The sequence below is a fragment of the Streptomyces sp. NPDC018000 genome, from assembly GCF_044328025.1.
Classification (GTDB): Bacteria; Actinomycetota; Actinomycetes; order Streptomycetales; family Streptomycetaceae; genus Streptomyces.
Window position 1 is genome coordinate 158,312 of sequence record NZ_JBIRGM010000005.1, and the last position, 15,959, is coordinate 174,270.

General features: G+C 67.0%; 12 protein-coding genes, 1 tRNA gene and 1 pseudogene. 2 read left to right on the forward strand and 12 right to left on the reverse strand.

Features of this window, described 5'->3' with window-relative positions; all coding sequences use genetic code 11:
• Positions 1-246 precede the first annotated feature (246 nt).
• The 8 genes and pseudogenes from ACH4EW_RS15105 to ACH4EW_RS15140 all read right to left on the reverse strand — a co-directional run bounded on the left by ACH4EW_RS15105 (position 247) and on the right by ACH4EW_RS15140 (position 11,830).
• On the reverse strand, positions 247-2,841 hold the full coding sequence (locus ACH4EW_RS15105; RefSeq protein ID WP_398256856.1) for a kelch repeat-containing protein: 2,595 nt from the start codon (positions 2,839-2,841) through the stop codon (positions 247-249).
• 9 nt (positions 2,842-2,850) lie between these two features.
• Positions 2,851-4,368 (reverse strand): annotated as a pseudogene (locus ACH4EW_RS15110) (S8 family serine peptidase); the annotation flags it as partial.
• Positions 4,369-5,202: 834 nt separating this feature from the next.
• Entirely contained in the window at positions 5,203-5,643 is a 441-nt protein-coding gene (locus tag ACH4EW_RS15115) for a hypothetical protein (protein ID WP_398256429.1), read from the reverse strand.
• Complete coding sequence (locus ACH4EW_RS15120; RefSeq protein WP_398256432.1) at positions 5,633-6,745, reverse strand: hypothetical protein; 1,113 nt, start codon at positions 6,743-6,745, stop codon at positions 5,633-5,635. The genes ACH4EW_RS15115 and ACH4EW_RS15120 overlap by 11 nt, the downstream gene beginning before the upstream one ends.
• Positions 6,742-8,586 carry a hypothetical protein gene (locus ACH4EW_RS15125; protein WP_398256434.1) on the reverse strand — a complete coding sequence of 615 codons (1,845 nt, stop codon included), beginning with the start codon at positions 8,584-8,586 and terminating at the stop codon, positions 6,742-6,744. Before ACH4EW_RS15125 ends, ACH4EW_RS15120 begins: the two co-directional genes overlap by 4 nt.
• A 152-nt stretch (positions 8,587-8,738) precedes the next feature.
• On the reverse strand, positions 8,739-9,491 hold the full coding sequence (locus tag ACH4EW_RS15130) for a toll/interleukin-1 receptor domain-containing protein (RefSeq protein WP_398256437.1): 753 nt from the start codon (positions 9,489-9,491) through the stop codon (positions 8,739-8,741).
• 14 nt (positions 9,492-9,505) lie between these two features.
• Positions 9,506-10,750, reverse strand: coding sequence for a helix-turn-helix domain-containing protein (locus ACH4EW_RS15135; protein ID WP_398256440.1), 1,245 nt, complete (start codon positions 10,748-10,750; stop codon positions 9,506-9,508).
• 1,006 nt (positions 10,751-11,756) lie between these two features.
• Positions 11,757-11,830 (reverse strand) — tRNA-Pro (locus ACH4EW_RS15140).
• Positions 11,831-11,956: 126 nt separating this feature from the next.
• Here ACH4EW_RS15140 and ACH4EW_RS15145 point away from each other — a divergent pair.
• Entirely contained in the window at positions 11,957-12,658 is a 702-nt protein-coding gene (locus ACH4EW_RS15145) for a transketolase (protein WP_398256443.1), read from the forward strand.
• 59 nt (positions 12,659-12,717) lie between these two features.
• Positions 12,718-13,620 carry a transketolase family protein gene (locus tag ACH4EW_RS15150; RefSeq protein WP_398256445.1) on the forward strand — a complete coding sequence of 301 codons (903 nt, stop codon included), beginning with the start codon at positions 12,718-12,720 and terminating at the stop codon, positions 13,618-13,620.
• Positions 13,621-13,702: 82 nt separating this feature from the next.
• Here the strand turns inward: ACH4EW_RS15150 and ACH4EW_RS15155 are convergent, their stop codons facing one another.
• The 4 genes from ACH4EW_RS15155 to ACH4EW_RS15170 form a co-directional block, all read right to left on the reverse strand.
• Positions 13,703-14,266, reverse strand: a complete 564-nt coding sequence (locus tag ACH4EW_RS15155) for a GAF domain-containing protein (protein ID WP_398256858.1) — start codon at positions 14,264-14,266, stop codon at positions 13,703-13,705.
• 20 nt (positions 14,267-14,286) lie between these two features.
• Positions 14,287-14,847: a GTP-binding protein gene (locus tag ACH4EW_RS15160; RefSeq protein ID WP_398256861.1), complete on the reverse strand. Its 561-nt coding sequence runs from the start codon at positions 14,845-14,847 to the stop codon at positions 14,287-14,289.
• A gap of 301 nt (positions 14,848-15,148) precedes the next feature.
• The gene (locus tag ACH4EW_RS15165; protein ID WP_398256447.1) at positions 15,149-15,520 is read right to left on the reverse strand and encodes a DUF742 domain-containing protein; all 372 of its coding nucleotides are present in this window, start codon (positions 15,518-15,520) and stop codon (positions 15,149-15,151) included.
• A 2-nt stretch (positions 15,521-15,522) separates the two neighbouring features.
• Positions 15,523-15,957, reverse strand: a complete 435-nt coding sequence (locus tag ACH4EW_RS15170) for a roadblock/LC7 domain-containing protein (protein WP_398256450.1) — start codon at positions 15,955-15,957, stop codon at positions 15,523-15,525.
• Positions 15,958-15,959 lie beyond the last annotated feature (2 nt).

The following is a 15,959-nucleotide window of genomic DNA, read 5'->3' on the forward strand; positions in this document are numbered from 1 at the left end:
CGAGAATCTACTCGTCCCTTCTGCCGGACAACGGGTTTGCGCGGACTTTACGGCCGGCAGCACAGCTCCGTCATCGGTTGAATGTCGGGACGATCCCGGCGCGAGCCCGACGAATGTCGAATCGTGCAGACGCTCGGCGGCTCGGCATCCGCCTGACTGTGCAAGCGTCTCGGCCCCGCCACCGGATCGCCGGCGGGGCCGAGACCTGTCCGTGCGGGCCGGCCCCGGCCCGCACGGAGTGTCGGATCAGGTGCAGGTGTTCATGAGAGTGAAGTCGGCCGTGACCGCCCTACCGCCCTTGATCTTGACCGATTGGGTCTGCGGCTCCCAGCCGTCCCTGGACGCGGTCACCGTGAGCGGGCTTTCGCTGGCATCGAGCCAGAACACGTACTGACCGTTCTGATCGGTCTTCAGCGTGTGGCTCGCCGTCTTCGAGGTGATCTGCACGGTCGCTCCGGTCAGTGGCGCCGACTTGCCGGTGCAGCCGACTCCGGTGACCGTCCCGGTGATCTTCCCCCAGGTCTTGGGCGGCTTCACCGTGAGCGCCACCGGCACCGACGCGATCTGGTACGGGGTCTTCGCCCTGATCGTGAGCAGCGCGTTGAACGTGCCCGGCTGGGTGATCTCGGCGACGTTCGCGTCGAAACTCACGTTGACGTCAACGCTCTCGCCCGGCTGGATCGTCACCTCGGTCTTGTCCACCGAGAGCCAGGGGACATCGGTCGCGCAATAGCCGGGCAGCAGCTCGGATTTCTTGGTCGCGTCCCACTGGCCTGGTCCGGTGATACCTCCGATCTTGTACAAGCCGCAGGCGGAGCCGCCGCGGTAGACGGTGTTGTTGGAGTTGGGCAGCGGGGTCCAGGTGTCGGAACCCGGGTCGTAGGCGAAGCCCCGGTTGGTGATCGTGGTGGTGCCGTTGGTCACGCCGCCGGACAGGAGGAGCTTGCCGTCTCCCACGGAGTAGCCCATCGCCCACAGGTCGATCGGCAGGTCGGCGATGGGAGTCCATTTGGCGGTCTCCGGGTCGTAGCTGTAGGCGTGCTTGGTGGTGGTATTGCCCGACACCCCGCCCGCGCAGTACAGCTTGTTCGCGATGGTGCCGCAGCCGAGAAAGCCCCACGTTTCGGGGTAGGGCGTGGCCGAACTCCAGGAGTCCGACGCCGGGTCGTACACCTGCACGTCGTTCCTGTAGCAGCCGCCCGAGCAGCCGCCGACGATGTAGATCTTGCCGCCCAGCACGGTCACAGCGGCGCCGAAGTACGGTTTCGGCATATCGGCACCCGCGGACCAGGTACGGCTCGCCGGGTCGTAGATCTCGGTCTTGGCTATCTTGCTGTACGCATCCAAGCCGCCGAAGACGTAGATTTTCCCACCATAGGCGGCCGCCTGTGCCGCCTCACGGCCGACCTTCAGGTTCGGCAGAGCACTCCACGTCCGGGCGACCGGGTCGTAGACGTATGACTTGTTCGAGGCGGGAGTGTATCCGTCGCTTCCGCCGATCGAGTAGACCTTGCCGTCGAGGGTCACCACGGCGTTGTCCAGGATCGTCGTGGGGTAGTCGGGCACCGTCGTCCACGGCGCCGCGTGCGGCGTCACCGAGGACTTGGCGGCCGCCGGCTGCGCGGTCTTGCCGGGCCGGAACGGCTCAGGGCTGAAGTGTCCCTTCACCTCCCGCAGCGGAGCACCCTGCTGCTTCGCGGCAGGCTGGTGGCCGCCCGGCCACTCACCGATATTGGCGGTCACCGGGGCGGTTCCGGTGTTCTTGAAGGTCAGGGTGGTGCTGCCCTTGCCCTGCCAGTCGACCGTCTTGCTGAGCTGGGCCTGGCTGACCTCGAGCCGTGGTGCGGGCAGGACGAACGTGCTCGCCGTTGCCCGGTGCGGAGCCACGTCGACGGTGATGTCCTGTGCGCTGTAGTTGCTCCCCGCCGTGGCAGTGAACTTGTGCTCCCCAGTGAGCGAGGAGAACATCCAGTAGAAGCCGTCGCCCAGGTTCGGGTCGTTCGGCGTCGGCAGCGCGATCGCCTTCTCCGCGGGCTTGTCGGCCGAGGTCACCGTGGCGCCGTTGATCCCGGCCCCGGTGTTCTTGTCGGTCACCTGGCCGAGGACCAGGCCGCCCGGTGCCGGGTCGCACGTGCGGTCGCCGAGGAAGACGTCGTCGAGCTGCCAGAACCACCCCAAGCCGGCGGTGAAGTGGAACCGTACCTGGACATTGGCCTTGCCGGCGGCCTGGGGCAGCTCCACCATCTCGGACCGCGGCCCCCGGGCGCTGTCGCTGGTGTGGTGCCAGACGTTGGTCCAGGTCTGGCCGCCGTCGACGCTGAGATCGACGTCCCCGGTCTGGCCCGAGTAGCCGAAGTAGTCGGAGCGGAAGGACACGATCGGGTGGGTTCGCCGGCTGAAGTCCATAACCGGGCTGATCAGCGAGCTGTCCTGCCTGTTTCCGTAGCCGTATTTCGCGCTGTCGATGACGGCGAAGCCGCCGGACCCGCCGGTCGTGTTGCCGCGCTTGCCGGGGTCGTTGAACACCCAGGTCTGGCCCTTGCCGACCTTGTCGTCCACGGTCCAGCCCGATGGCGTGGCGTTGCCGTCGAACGGCTCGGTAGTGCCGTCGTAGTGGAGCCCGTATCCGGCTGCGCTGCAGGTCGTCCAGTCGACCGACGCGTTGACGTCATGCGTCACATCCGCCGAATCCACCTGCACATCCTGCGAGTTGCGCTTGTAGCCCGGGTACAACGGGTCGACCTGCAGACTGTAGGTGTCGGAGACGGGCACACTCAGCGTGTACTTCCCCGTCTTGGGGTCGGTGTAGGCGACCGACGTCGGCTCGCCCTTGACCCGCACGGTCGCATACAGCGGCCAGCCGTGACCCGAACCGTCATGGACCGTACCGGTGACGTTGACACTTGGCTTCGCGGTCAGCGCGAAGTTCTCGGTCACCGTCTGGCCGTCAGCGATCGCAACACCCGATACGGTCTTGGTGGCGTACCCGAATTTGCTCACGCTGATGTCATAGGTTCCCGGCGGTCGCACGGTCAGGGCGTAACGCCCCTGACCGTCCGTCATCACCGTGGCATCGCCCACAGTGACCTTGGCTGCCGCCAGCGGATTGGTGCCGTCGGTGACGGTACCCGTGACGGTGCCGTGCGGCCCGGCACGCAAGCCCGTGACGTTCAACAGCCGGTTGGGGGAACCGGAGCCGGGGTCGGTCACCACTCCGGTGATGGCTGAGGAGGTCAGCGCCTCTGCGACCAGCGACGGGGGGGCGGTGGGGTCCTGCGCCAGGTAGAGCGCGGCGGCTCCGGCCACGTGCGGGGACGCCATCGAGGTGCCGGAGATGGTGTTGGTGGCGGTGTCGCCGGTATACCACGTGGACGTGATGGCTGACCCGGGCGCGAAGATGTCCACCTTGCTGCCGAAGTTGGAGAAGCTGGAGCGGGCGTCGCCACTGGTGGTGGAGCCGACAGTGATGGCCTCGCTCACGCGGGCCGGGGACGAAGTGGAGGCATCCCTGTTCTCGTTGCCGGCCGCCACGGCGTAGGTGACCCCGGAAGCTATGGAGTTGCGGACAGCGGTGTCCAGCGCCGGGTCGGTACCGCCACCGAGGCTCATGTTGGCCACCGCGGGCTTGACGGCGTTGGCGGTCACCCAGTCCACGCCCGCGATGACGCCGGAGGTGGAGCCGGAGCCCTGGTTGTTCAGCACGCGTACCGCGACGATCTTGGCCTGCTTGGCCACACCGTACGACGAACCTGCGACCGTTCCGGCGACGTGCGTGCCGTGGCCGTTGCCGTCCTCGGCGTTGTTGTCGCCGTCCACAGCGTCGTACCCGTAACTGGCCCGGCCGCCGAAGTCCTGGTGACTGATATGCACACCGGTGTCGATGATGTAGGCCGTGACTCCGCGGCCCGCCGTATCCGGGTAGGTGTAGCGGCTGTCGAGCGGCAGGGCTTGCTGGTCGATCCGGTCCAGCCCCCACGAGGGCGGGTCGGGCTGATTGTCGGTCGCCTTGACGGTCCGGTCCTGCACGACGGACTCCACGGCCGGATCGGCGGCGAACCGCTTGGCCTGCTTCTCCGTCAACTCGACGGCGTACCCGTTGAGCGCCGCGTTGTAAGTCCTCTTGACCTTCGCACCGTACTTGGCAGCCAGCGCCTTGCCCTTGCGCGACTTGGAGTCGGCTCCCTTGCCGAGAACCACGATGTACCGATCCTTGATGGCACCGGGGGCGCCCGCGTTCGCGATCGTACCTTCGGCCTGACTCGCCGCCGTCGCGGGCAGCGCCGGACCGATACCAAGCGTCAGGGCCGCGACGGTGACCGCGGCCAAGCCCTTGAGGGTGCGCCGGGTAGTACGTGACATCACTGGCATCACAGGGCCTCCTCTGCGACGACGGCGAGCGTCACGATCAGCGCGCCGACGCGTCCGACCGTTGTGGTTGACGCAAGCGGACGCGATCTGAGGCGGGTTGGTTGAGGGGAAGGGGGATGAGGCATGGACAGCTCTCCTACGGGGTGCGTACAACCCCACATCGTGAATTTCTGATCAGGCAGATCTCGGCTCAGTCGCGCTTCTTCAACCGCGACTCGTCTCCGCGGCCCAGCGTGCTGCAGTACGGACTGGGGTCCGTGATCACGGGGAGCTTGAAGCCCCAACTCGGTCTCGTTCGGCCATGATGTCGGCCGGACCACACCGCGCTTTCCGCCGCCATCACCGTCCGAGGCGGATTCCACGAGCACGTGCTTTCGCCACCCCGAATGCGATGACGGGGAAAGCACCTATTGCCGCGCTTCCAGAAGATGGATCAACCGGACGGAAGCGGCTTTTTCCAGCCTTGCGGTGGTGCTCGGGGAGACGAGGGATTCGACAGGCTACGGTGCACAAGGCTTTGCTCGCCCCTTCTGCCGGATGACGGGTTTGCGCGGACCTTACGGCCGGCGGAACAGCTCCGTCATCGGTTGAATGTCGGGACGATCCCAGCGCGATCCCGACGAATGTCGAATCGTGGTCGCCTTCAAGCCACACCGTGTCGCGGGGGCAATGCTCGAGATTTCCGATTCCCCAGTGCCGGCGCCCACCGCGGCGAAGTCGCGGTGGGCGCCGGTGCAGTATCAGGATCCCGTAGGTCTGCTCGACTCAGCCAGGACATGGTCCGTTCGATCCTTCAACGGTGCCAGCCCAACGCGGAGGGTCTTGGGCTCGGTCCTACGCCTGAGCGGTGGGATGGTCTACGTGGAGGGTAAGACGGGAGATCCGGCCGGATTGGATGACGGGACCGTGCTGGACTCCCCCACTGATGGCGTTGTACACGTCGGTCCGTTGTGTATCCGCGTTCGCGGCCCTCTGCAGGGATGTGAGCAAATCGCGCAGGTCTTCGCCAGTCGCGGAGCCTGCCTGCAGAAGATGTTGCAGGTAGGCGTGCCACTGATTCCTGCTGTCGCGGATCGTTTGCTCATTACCTGCGGCCTCGGCGGCGAGCAGCCGGGTTCGGGCGGTATCCAAGTCGGCAATCGCGGTGCTGTCCGGACCAGTGCGCGAGAAGAATCGTCCGACGATTTCGCGGGCGTGCGTCCAGGAGTCGGTGACCATGAGCGAGACCAAGGTGGTCGCTCCCGATGCGGCGAGAGCCGCCAACTCACTGTCCATCGGTTGTCCTCTCGAACGGCGAGGCTGCGGGCGTCTCATCGGTTGTGTCCTGTGCGGAGGCCGGCGGCTCGCCGGCGTCCGGTGTGAAACTCGCCGGGGGGTCGAACCTGCGCAATAGGTCCTCAGCAGTCTCGTGCTGGTCCTGTGTCCTGATGACGTCGGCGATCTGCTTGACCAGCATCGGCCTCCGGTCGTCTCCGTCCGTGAAACCCATGCTGTTGAGAAAGGCCTCGAAGTGGTCCGCGGGCATCGGCTCTTGCTCGAAGGGAGGAGCCGGGTCCTGCAGCAGGTCCGGACCGGGCCGTTCCCCGTGCGGCCGGGGCATGAGATCACGCAGCCGTTCCGGCACGTCGGTGTCGTTGGCGGCAGACGTGAGCTGGGCGAGCAGACCGAGGTCGGCCACGGTCCTATCCACATGGTCATCGTTCTTGGCGAGCCACCAGACGACCGCGCTGCCGGTGTCTTTCAGTACGTCTTCGCTCAGGTACTGACGCTTGCTCTGCTCGTACTTCCGCTGGTGTTCCCACACCGCCTTGTCCTTGCGCACTTCGGCCAGTCGGTTCAGCCGCTCCTGGTCGTGTTCGCGCAGGACGAGCGTGATGTCCTCCGCCATGGCTTGAAGATGCCCGGTCGGGTCTGGGCGCATCCTGCTGAGCGCACCGCTCAATTCGTGCTGCACCAGGGAGGGCCGGCCTGGCTCCCGCTGCTCGGTGATCAGGCGGGCTCGTTCCAGAACCGCTTCGACCGCAAGTCCCGCTGGATTGAGGAGGGGTTCGTTGCCGGGTGCTTCAAGGGGGTACCACCGCACCGTCGCCGAGAACAAGAAGTCGTAGTCATCCCAGTTGCTGGGCAGCGCCACATGCCTGACGTGTAGTTCCCTGCGCTCGATAGGGGGGTCGGTGCGCTGTTCTTCGACGTCGACGTGCAAGGGCCCACGCCGTACCGCGGCGATCTTGAAGGCCATTGCGGGAACTCCGACGAGAAGTACGGCCAGTACGGGCCACGCGAACACAGGCCACTCCTGCATCAGGCCGAGGATGGTCAACAGCAGGCCGCACAAGGTGGTGAGGAAGATGGTCGTCGTCTTGCAGCCGGTAGTCACAGTGTGGTCCCCCTGGGTGATGCCGCCCGCGGCGGCGTGGCTTGCGGGCCGAGGCCCTGTGCTGCGGAGATCTTCTGGAGCAGCCGGTCGGTGGTCGCGGTAGCTCGCTCGTCCCCCGCAGGGGAGTTGCGCTCCGCGGCTCGGGCACTCGCGTACAGCGCGGCGAAGGTGGCGCCGCGCTTACCCTCACACCGGTCGGCCGCGCCGACGATGAGGTCCAGCAGCAGGTCACCGTGGCGTCCGCTGTCGGACGCCACGTGCAGCCAGCGTTCCGCGTCCGGCTGCCACTCTGCACGTGGCAACCTGTCCAGTACCGCATGCCAGCACCTGGTCACGGAGTCCTGCACCCCCCTCTCTTCTATCAGGGCGCGCGAGTTGTCGTAGGAGGCGATCAGTGGTGCTGGGTCACAGGCCTTCAGGAAGATGCCTGGTTCGGAGAGGGCAGAGCGTGCCAGTCGGTCGAGCAATCGTCGGCGCAGTCGGCTGCTCGTTGCCACCAACTCGCACAGTGCGTCCAGGGCGCGAGTGCTGTCGCGCTCGCGGCGAGCCAAGTAGTACAGCCGGAGCATGGCCTGATCCGGGTGGCTGGAGGCGATGACGTCCGCGCAGACCTGGACGAGTACCTGCGCGAACTCTCCCTTGAGCTGCTTGGTCGCACACCACTGGTAGATCCGTCGGCGGAAGCTCCCGCCGTGTGCGGGGTCGTTGAGTCCGCAGGTGAGTGCGTGGACGGCGGCCTCCAACTGGCCCCGGCTCGGCGTCGTGGCGCTCCAGTCCTCGGCCAGGGACGCCAGGCCGTCCTCGTGTCCGGTTCGCAAATACTGTGCGGCCAGCCGCGCTACCAGGCCGTCGCGAAGCTCCTGGGTGATATGTGGTCCGGTCAGGTCCACGCTGCGCACTGTCCAGGTGCCGAGATGCCGACGCAGGTCGGGCATGTGGTCCCAGAAATGAGCACGGACCGCGGTGTCGTAGTCCAGCTCCATGAACCGTGCGTGTCCGCCTGGTCCGGTACCGGCAGAGATCTCCTCGAGCTGCTGGGCGAGATCCTTGCGTTGAATCAACGGGAGTTCGTCCAGTGGGTACTTGACCGTCTTGAGCAGGAGTTGGGCTGCCTCGTGGATGACGTCGGCATGAGCACCGTGCAGCATTGCCAGGGTGATCAGCAAGGCCCGCTGCGGTCCCTCGCGTAATTCGGCGACGAGTGTGGCGATCTCCTTGCGCCGGTCGTCCCTCGCTCTGTGAGCCGTCGCACACCACTCAGCGAATCCGGTGCCGGCGCGAGCTGCCTCGCGGGCCCGGCGCACCAGGTCGGCGAAGGTCGCGATCTCCCGCATCGGCCTCTGCTCGCCCAGGAATTCCTTGGCCGTCGGGACGGACTCGGCTTGCATGTACTGCTCGTACGGCACGCCATATACGCGGAGGTGACGTCGGAAGACCCGCGCAGGTTCCGGGCGTTCGATCGCGACCCGGCAGAACTGCAAGTCGGAGTCGAGGGTGCTGCCGTGCGGCATGACGACCACGAGATGGGCGTGCTGGTCGTGTACGGCCTTACGGAGGGCGGAGAGGTCCGACTGGGCGGCCGGCCACCGGTGGGGGTCGGCTGCCGACAGGTCCAGCAGCAGCCGGTCGCCGGCTCCGACCAGTTCCCGGTCCCTCAGTGGCAACTCCTCCTCTTCGTCCGGGAGAAGTTCATGGAAGACGCCGGTGTCCTGGTGGTATTCGTGCAGAAGGACCCGTGCCGTCGAGGTCCGGCCGCTTCCCGGGGTGCCGTCCAGGATGACGGTGCCGGTGTCGGCCAGCTTGTGACGGGCCTCTCCCATGCCGGCCGGGGCGACCAACACCCTTCGTAACCACGACAGTTGATCTTCGGCAATACGCCGGAATGCGAATCTGTCCGCTCCATTCAGCTGCTCGCCGAGAGTGACGTACATGTCGCCACTGCCGGTGTGCATGGGGCCTCGGGGACTGTCGACCCGTGTATTGGAGTACCCGTTCACCCGTCATCGCCCTCGCGTCGGTCGGACTCGCCGAACTGGTGTCGGATGTCGCCGTGATGGTCGCCCTCGAAGTACGTCATCCCGTTGCCCGCGAAGTGCCGACCACCCGATACGTGACGCGAGTTCTGGTAGATATTTCCCTTTCCTGTGTGTACGGGCCCGTTGGATCCTTTGATGACGGTCCCACCGACGTCTCCGGTGAAGTCCCGGCTCTGTACGGCGGTTCCGTTGACGTCTCCGGTCGAGTTCGCCACAGAGCCGAGCGCAGGCGAAGATGTGGCATCCCGGTCCAGGTCGCGCAGCCCGGCCACATCAGCCACCAGGTCACCGAGGCGCTTCAGTCCCGTCTCGGTGTCGTGCCCGTCGAACGGAATGGACTGAAGGTCGGCCAACCTCGCCAACTTGTCCGGCAGTTCGGATCTGTTCAGCCGATCCGTCTTCCGGCCGTCCAATACAGGGACAACCGGGATCTCACAGGTGAACGCCTCCACAATCTCCTTGCGTACCCAGTCCTCCGGGTCTCGCAGCCGGGCCTGGAAGTTCGTCCAGTCAGGGCCGATGACCACCAGGACCACGGAGCTGCGGCGCAGACCGGTCAAAAGGGCGTCGGGGTAGGCGTCGCCCGGGGAGATGGACTTCGAGGCGCGGAAGATGCGGTCTCGCCCGAAGCGGCGCGACAGCTCGTGGTCGATCAGGGCCGCGGTCTTTTCGCCGTCGCCCGTACGGTAGTTGATGAACACATCGTTCATGGCGATACTCCTCGTCAGGTGGTGGGGAAGTGCGTCAACGTGCCGAGCCGGGCAGCCATCCGGCGTACCGAGGCGTGATCGACGTGGCGGCCCAGGACGCGGGCGAGGTGCCGGAGATCGATCGTGACGGTCGCGGAGCGGACCGCTGCCACTCCGTCGAGCAGCGGCGCCGTCAACGCACAGGCCTGGTCGATCTCACCGGCGGACGCGAGAGCGAGCGCTCGGCGTACGCCGTACCGCGCCTGCGTTCTCACCGCCTCGGGGGAGATCTGCGCGAGCTGCCGGGTCAGTTCCTCCGCCGCCTCCTGCGGTCGGCCGAGGTCGAACAAGCACCACCCGGTGACCATGCCGACCGAGTCGGGCAGGTGCATGCTGCCGATCACCGGAGTATCGGCATCACGTTCCTGGCGAGCCAGCAGTGTGCGGGCCCGGTCCAGAGCACGGAAGCACGCGTCGCGCTGTCCGGCGAGTGCGTGCCCCTGCGCCTCGCGCTGCGCGGCCAGCCCGCGAATGCGCGGTGGGAGCGTGTCCTTCTGTGCGCGTTGTGCCAGGGCGACTGTCTGCTCCGCGTCCTCCTGGTACAGCGTGACCAACGCTCGGCGGACGAGCGCGTATCCGGCGAGCGCCTGGTCACCAGCCGCAGCCGCGAGATCGACCGCGCGTTGCGTCCACCACAGTGCCGCCCGTTCGTCTCCGGTCTCCTGCACCAGCCATCCGATGTATTCGGCGTACCGGGAGCCGAGTGCCAGCAGCTGCCGGCGCGTGCGGGGATCCGCGTGCACGGACAGTTCTCGCAACGTGTGCGTCTGCGCGATCAGGCCCGGCAGCAGAAATCCGGGCTCCACGCTCTGGCCGAGCCGGCGGTAGTGCGTGAACAGTGAGCGGGACGCTTCGAGCATGCCGCCCCCGGCTGCCGGAGAGACTGACCCCTGACCACCCGCACGCCAGCTCATCAGCGAGGCAGCGCCGGCACTGACAACCTGTCGTCGGCCCACGGGCTGGAACCAGCTCGGACCGCCCGCAGACAGCTGCATCATCCACTCCTCCTCATCGAACCCGCTGGTCAACACTGCCTCTGGCGCGCCGGCAGCGGGCGCGGCGACCAAGGCGATCAGCGCTCCGTCGGCTTGCAGGGCTGCGTCGCACAGTCGAGCAAGATCGCGGCTGGGCGCTTTGATTCCTCGTTCGACCTTGCTCAGCTGCGCCTTGCTGTAGTGCACGGCGGCAGACAGCGCGGTGAGACTGAGGCCGGCTTCCAAACGCCGTTTCCTCAGCTCCTCACCAAAGTCGGTGGACGGCTGCGGCACGGAAAACCTCCATAACCGTCCATCCAGGTAAACGGGATTGCCACACGAAAGCGTGCGGCAACCCTGGCTGGACGGACAAGGCGAACGGTGCTGTTTCCCGTTTCCTTTCCCGCGGATGCGAGGCGGTATGAGACTGATCGCTCGGAGTAGGCACAGACCTCGAGGTGGGGCGCCAGTCTCCATGTCGAAAGGGGTGCGGGTGGAAATCCGTTGAGATGCACCAGCGTTCGATGCAGTACGTAGCAGCCGCTGGAACGGCTCGGACGTATCGCGCTCGCTGACCTGGTGTGCCACAGGCGCGGCCGACGCACCCTGCCCATCTTCCGGATGCTGATGCACCACGAGAGACGGCGAGAAGAAGAGCTTCTCGGAGAAGGACTTCGCCGCATTGCCGGATGCAGCTCACCAGCAGCCTGGCATGCCCGTCGTTCCGGTGTGGGACGACTCCCCCTGCATGGCTCAGCCTGCGACTGCCAAGTCAGGCATTGCGCCTCGCGACCACTGGCAGCCGCGTGGAGTGCTCCTATCACGCACAAGCGCCTGGTCGAGCAACATCTCCGTACTGCCCGCTATCGCCGCGTACCGCCACTCCCCAATCGACAAAGGGGAGCCACACGACACCCAGTACCTCAGCCGCACCCCCTCTGACCTGCACAGAACCCGGCGATCACGTTCAATGTCCTGATGTATTGACCATCCAGACATGGAGCCCTCACAGTCAAGGGGGCACTGAAATCGAACAAGTGGTCGCCTATTCACGCAGCAGGCCCGCCGCTGTGGGAGCACGGCCTTCTCGACCGTAGCGGGCGACCACGGTCAACATCGATTGACGCCCTCGATCACGGCTGGGAGCGATGGGAGCACGGGGAGCGAACGAGGGCTCCCGGACTGCTTCGACCAACGCATCGGGGGCCCTCCAAAGAGAGCCCCCGACCTGCGGAAACATCCGACATCGCTGTCGGGACGACAGGATTTGAACCTGCGACCCCTTGACCCCCAGTCAAGTGCGCTACCAAGCTGCGCCACGTCCCGATGCCCGCCTGACCTGGGGTTTTCCCTGGCCGAACGCGCATGAGAACAATACCGCACTTCGACGGGTGGTCACGAACACCTTTACCGGCTTGACCTCAACCAAACTTGATGTTCAACGCTGAGTTCATGACGAACATGACTGCTGCGCCGACAGGCGACTACCACGACATGGACCGGCTGATGAGCCTGATGACGGGGGACGAGAAGCACGGCCCCGCCGCGACCTCCACGCTGGATGCCCTCTGGGTGCTGTACGACCGGGTTCTGCGGGTGACACCCGGCACCGCCGACGCACCCGACCGCGACCGGTTCCTGCTGTCCAAGGGGCACGGCCCGATGGCGTACTACGCGGTCCTGGCCGCGCACGGCTTCTTCGGCGAGGAGCTGCTGTCCGGGTTCGGCGCGTACGACTCACCGCTCGGCCACCACCCGGACCGGACACTGGTGCCGGGGGTCGAGATCGGCAGCGGGTCGCTGGGGCACGGGCTGCCGCTGGCCGTGGGGAGCGTGCTCGGCCTGCGGGCGCAGGGGCTGACCTCCCCGAGGGTGTGGGTGCTGATCGGGGATGCCGAGCTGGACGAAGGCAGTGTCCACGAGGCGCTCGCCTACGCGGGGCCGGCCGGGCTGGAGCAGCTGCACACCGTGGTGATCGACAACGCGTCGGCGTCCTACGGACGGCCCGGCGGGATCGCTGCGCGGTTCGAGGCCGCGGACTGGTCGGTCGACTCCGTCGACGGACGGGACCACGAAGCGTTGTACGCGGCTTTCACGGCACCGCACCCTGGCCGGCCGCGGGCCGTGGTCGCGCGTGTCGACCCCAAGGACTGAAACGCACCCGGCGAGAACCGAAGACGCAGAAACCACGAAACGGGAGAAGGGCATTTCTCATGGACACGATGCGCGACCGCTTCATCTCGACCACGTCGCAGCTGCTGGACGAGAACCCGCGCCTCGCGCTGGTGCTGGCCGAGATCAGCCGGGACGGCTTCGACCGGGCCCAGCGGGCACACCCGGACCGGGTCATCAATGTCGGAATCAGGGAACAGCTGCTGATCGGGGCGGGCGCCGGGCTGGCGCTGACCGGGCTGCGACCGATCGTGCACACCTTCGCCAGCTTTCTGGTGGAGCGGCCGTTCGAGCAGGTGAAGCTGGACTTCGGCCATCAGGGTGTGGGCGGGGTGCTGGTGAGCGCCGGAGGCTCGTACGACTGGCCCGCCGGCGGCTTCACCCATATGTCACCGGGCGATGTCGCGCTCCTGGACACCCTCGACGGCTGGACGGTTCATGTCCCGGGCCATCCCGACGAAACCGAAGAGCTGCTGCGGCAGGCTGCGGCCGGGGACGGCCGGGTGTACGTACGGCTGTCGCTGCAGTCCAACGACCGGGCGCGGCCGGTCGGCGGCGGGACCGGGTTCACCGCGGTGAGGGAGGGCGGGGGCGGGGTTGTCATCGCGGTCGGACCGATGCTCGACAACGTGCTCGCGGCGACCGACGGCCTCGATGTGACCGTGCTGTACGCAACGACGGTGCGCCCGTTCGACGCGGCCGGGCTGCGGCGGGCGGTCGGTGATCACGGGACCGCCGATGTGGTCGTCGTCGAGCCGTATCTGGCGGGCACGTCCACCGCAGCGGCCAATGACGCGCTCACCGAGCTGCCGCACCGTGTGCTGGGTCTCGGGGTGAGGCGGGCCGAGCTGCGCAAGTACGGAGAGATGGACGAGCACATTGCCGCGCACGGCCTGGATGCGCGGGGGCTGCGGGCGCGAATCGGGGAGTTCCTCCACCGATGACCGGGCGGTGGCCCTCGGACCGGGGGGGCGATCAAGAAGCGGCCGGTGTCTGTTCGTGGACCGGCAGCCGGGGCCCGTCCGGTCAGATCCCGATGCTGTTGTCCTCCCGCCGATGGATGTGCCCGACGAGTTCCTGTGCCAGGGACTTGATCGTGTCGAGCCCTGCCCTGCCCCACGGGCGAGGCACGGTGTCGACCGCGCAGACGGCCCCCAGGGTGATGCCCGTGCGGTCGATGAGGGGCGCGCCGAGGTAGGAACGGATGCCTATTTCGTCAACTACAGGATTTCCGGCGAATCGTGGGTAGTCACAGACGTCCTCCAGGACGAGCGCCTTGCGCCGCACGACGACATGCGGGCAGTAGCCGCGGTCGAGGGCCATATACCGGTCGCCGCACCCGCTGCCCGCGGCCGTGACGCCCAGGTCGAAGCCCTTGTGCGTGCCGGCCGGGGTGTGCAGTCCGGCGTAGAACTGCCGATTGCCGTCGATGAAGTTGACCATCGAGAAGGGCACCTCGGTCAGTTCGGCCACCCGGTCGGCGAAGGCGTCGAAGCTGTCGAACGAGGCATCGGCACGTTCTCCGAGGCCCAAGGCCCGTAGCCGCTGGGTACGGACGAGGGCATCGCGGTCGACAGGCGTGAGCAGCATTCGGCCGCCGGAATATCGGGTCACCGGTGGGCTCCGAAGCCGGACAACGGGGCCGGGGCGGAGGTGGCGTTGATCAGGTGCTGGACCAGTGTGACCAATGCCCCGGTGCCGGAGCTGGCGATCCGGGCGTCGCAGAGCACGACCGGCACGTCCGGCCCCAGGTCGAGCGCGGCCCTTACCTCCTCGGGCGCGTAGCGGTAGGCGCCGTCGAACTCGTTCACCGCAACGATGAATCCGATGCCGCGCCGTTCGAAGAAGTCGACGGCGGCGAAGCACTCCGCCAGTCTGCGGGTGTCCGCGATCACGACCGCCCCCAGCGCACCATGGGACAGCTCGTCCCACATGAACCAGAAGCGTTCCTGGCCGGGGGTGCCGAACAGGTAGAGCGTGTGCTGCTCGTCGAGCGTGATGCGGCCGAAGTCCATCGCCACGGTGGTGGAGGTCTTGGACTCGATGCCGTCGAGGCTGTCGGTGGCGGCGCTGACCTGGGTCAGCAGCTCTTCCGTGCTCAGCGGTGCGATTTCGCTGACCGCGCCGACGAAGGTCGTCTTGCCGACGCCGAAACCGCCTGCCACCAACACTTTGAGCGCGACAGGAAAGCTTTCGAAGCCGCCGGATTCATTGGCTCCACCGGATCCGGCGGCTCTACCGACGTCATGACCGCCACCAGAGTCGTAAGTTCCACCGGAGTCGTGCACATCGCCGGATTCATAGGCGCCACGGGCGTCGCCGTAGCCCTCCCGATGGCCATGCCTTGCATGCCTTGCATGCCTTGCATGCCTTGCATTGCTTGCGTGGCTTGCATGCCCTGAGTGGCTTGCATGGCTTCCGAAGCCTTCGAAGCTTGCGCTGTTCTCGTACGCGGCGGAGCTGCCGAAGCCGTCAGAGCTGTCGTCGTAAGCCATCGAGCACTGCCTCCAGCAGAGATCGGTCGGTGGGCATGTCATGGAAGGCGGGCGGGTGTGCCGTGAGTGCCCCGCAGTCCACCAGGTCGGAGACGAGCACCTTGGTGACGACTGCGGGCAGCCGCAGGTGGGCGGCGATCTCGGCCACCGAGGTGGGGCCGCCGCACAGCCCCAGCGCGACGGAGTGCTCGGGACCGAGATGGATCTGCGGCTCTGTCCCGGTGGCCATCACGAGGGAGAGCAGGTCGAGCACGGTGGTCGGACGGGTACGGCCGTTGCTCACGGTGTACGGGCGGATGAGCCGGCCCGCCGCGTCGTCGAGCAACGGCCCGTCCTGCGGCACCGACACCCTCACAGCCCCGTGACGCCGGGTGCCCCGGCCGCTTGTCTCACCGGAGTCATCAGATAGGGCCGGACGCTCTTGACCAGCATGGTCATCTCGTAACCGAGCACCGCCGCGTCCGCCTCGCGGCCGGCGAGTACGGCGAGGCAGGTGCCCGACCCGGCAGTGGAGACGAACAGCAGCGTCGAGTCGAGCTCGACCACCACCTGTCGTACGTCGCCGCTGTCGCCGAAGCGCGCGCCGGCACTGCGGCCGAGCGAGTACAGGCCGGCTGCCAGCGCCGCCATGTGGTCGGCGCTGTCGGCGTCCATGCCGTGGAGGGATTTCACCAGCCCGTCGGCGGAGAGAAGGACTGCGCTGCGTGTGTACGGCACGCGCTGGACCAGTCCGCTCAGCAGCCAGTCGAGGTCCGAGACCTGACGGGACGGCATATCGGTCGCCATGG

What these genes read in the sequence shown, in the direction of transcription:
- ACH4EW_RS15130 (WP_398256437.1), bottom strand. Translation starts at nt 9,491, where the DNA reads ATGAACGATGTGTTCATCAACTACCGTACGGGCGACGGCGAAAAGACC.
- ACH4EW_RS15115 (WP_398256429.1), bottom strand. Translation starts at nt 5,643, where the DNA reads ATGGACAGTGAGTTGGCGGCTCTCGCCGCATCGGGAGCGACCACCTTG.
- ACH4EW_RS15150 (WP_398256445.1), top strand. Translation starts at nt 12,718, where the DNA reads ATGGACACGATGCGCGACCGCTTCATCTCGACCACGTCGCAGCTGCTG.
- ACH4EW_RS15170 (WP_398256450.1), bottom strand. Translation starts at nt 15,957, where the DNA reads ATGGCGACCGATATGCCGTCCCGTCAGGTCTCGGACCTCGACTGGCTG.
- ACH4EW_RS15155 (WP_398256858.1), bottom strand. Translation starts at nt 14,266, where the DNA reads ATGCTGCTCACGCCTGTCGACCGCGATGCCCTCGTCCGTACCCAGCGG.
- ACH4EW_RS15145 (WP_398256443.1), top strand. Translation starts at nt 11,957, where the DNA reads ATGACGAACATGACTGCTGCGCCGACAGGCGACTACCACGACATGGAC.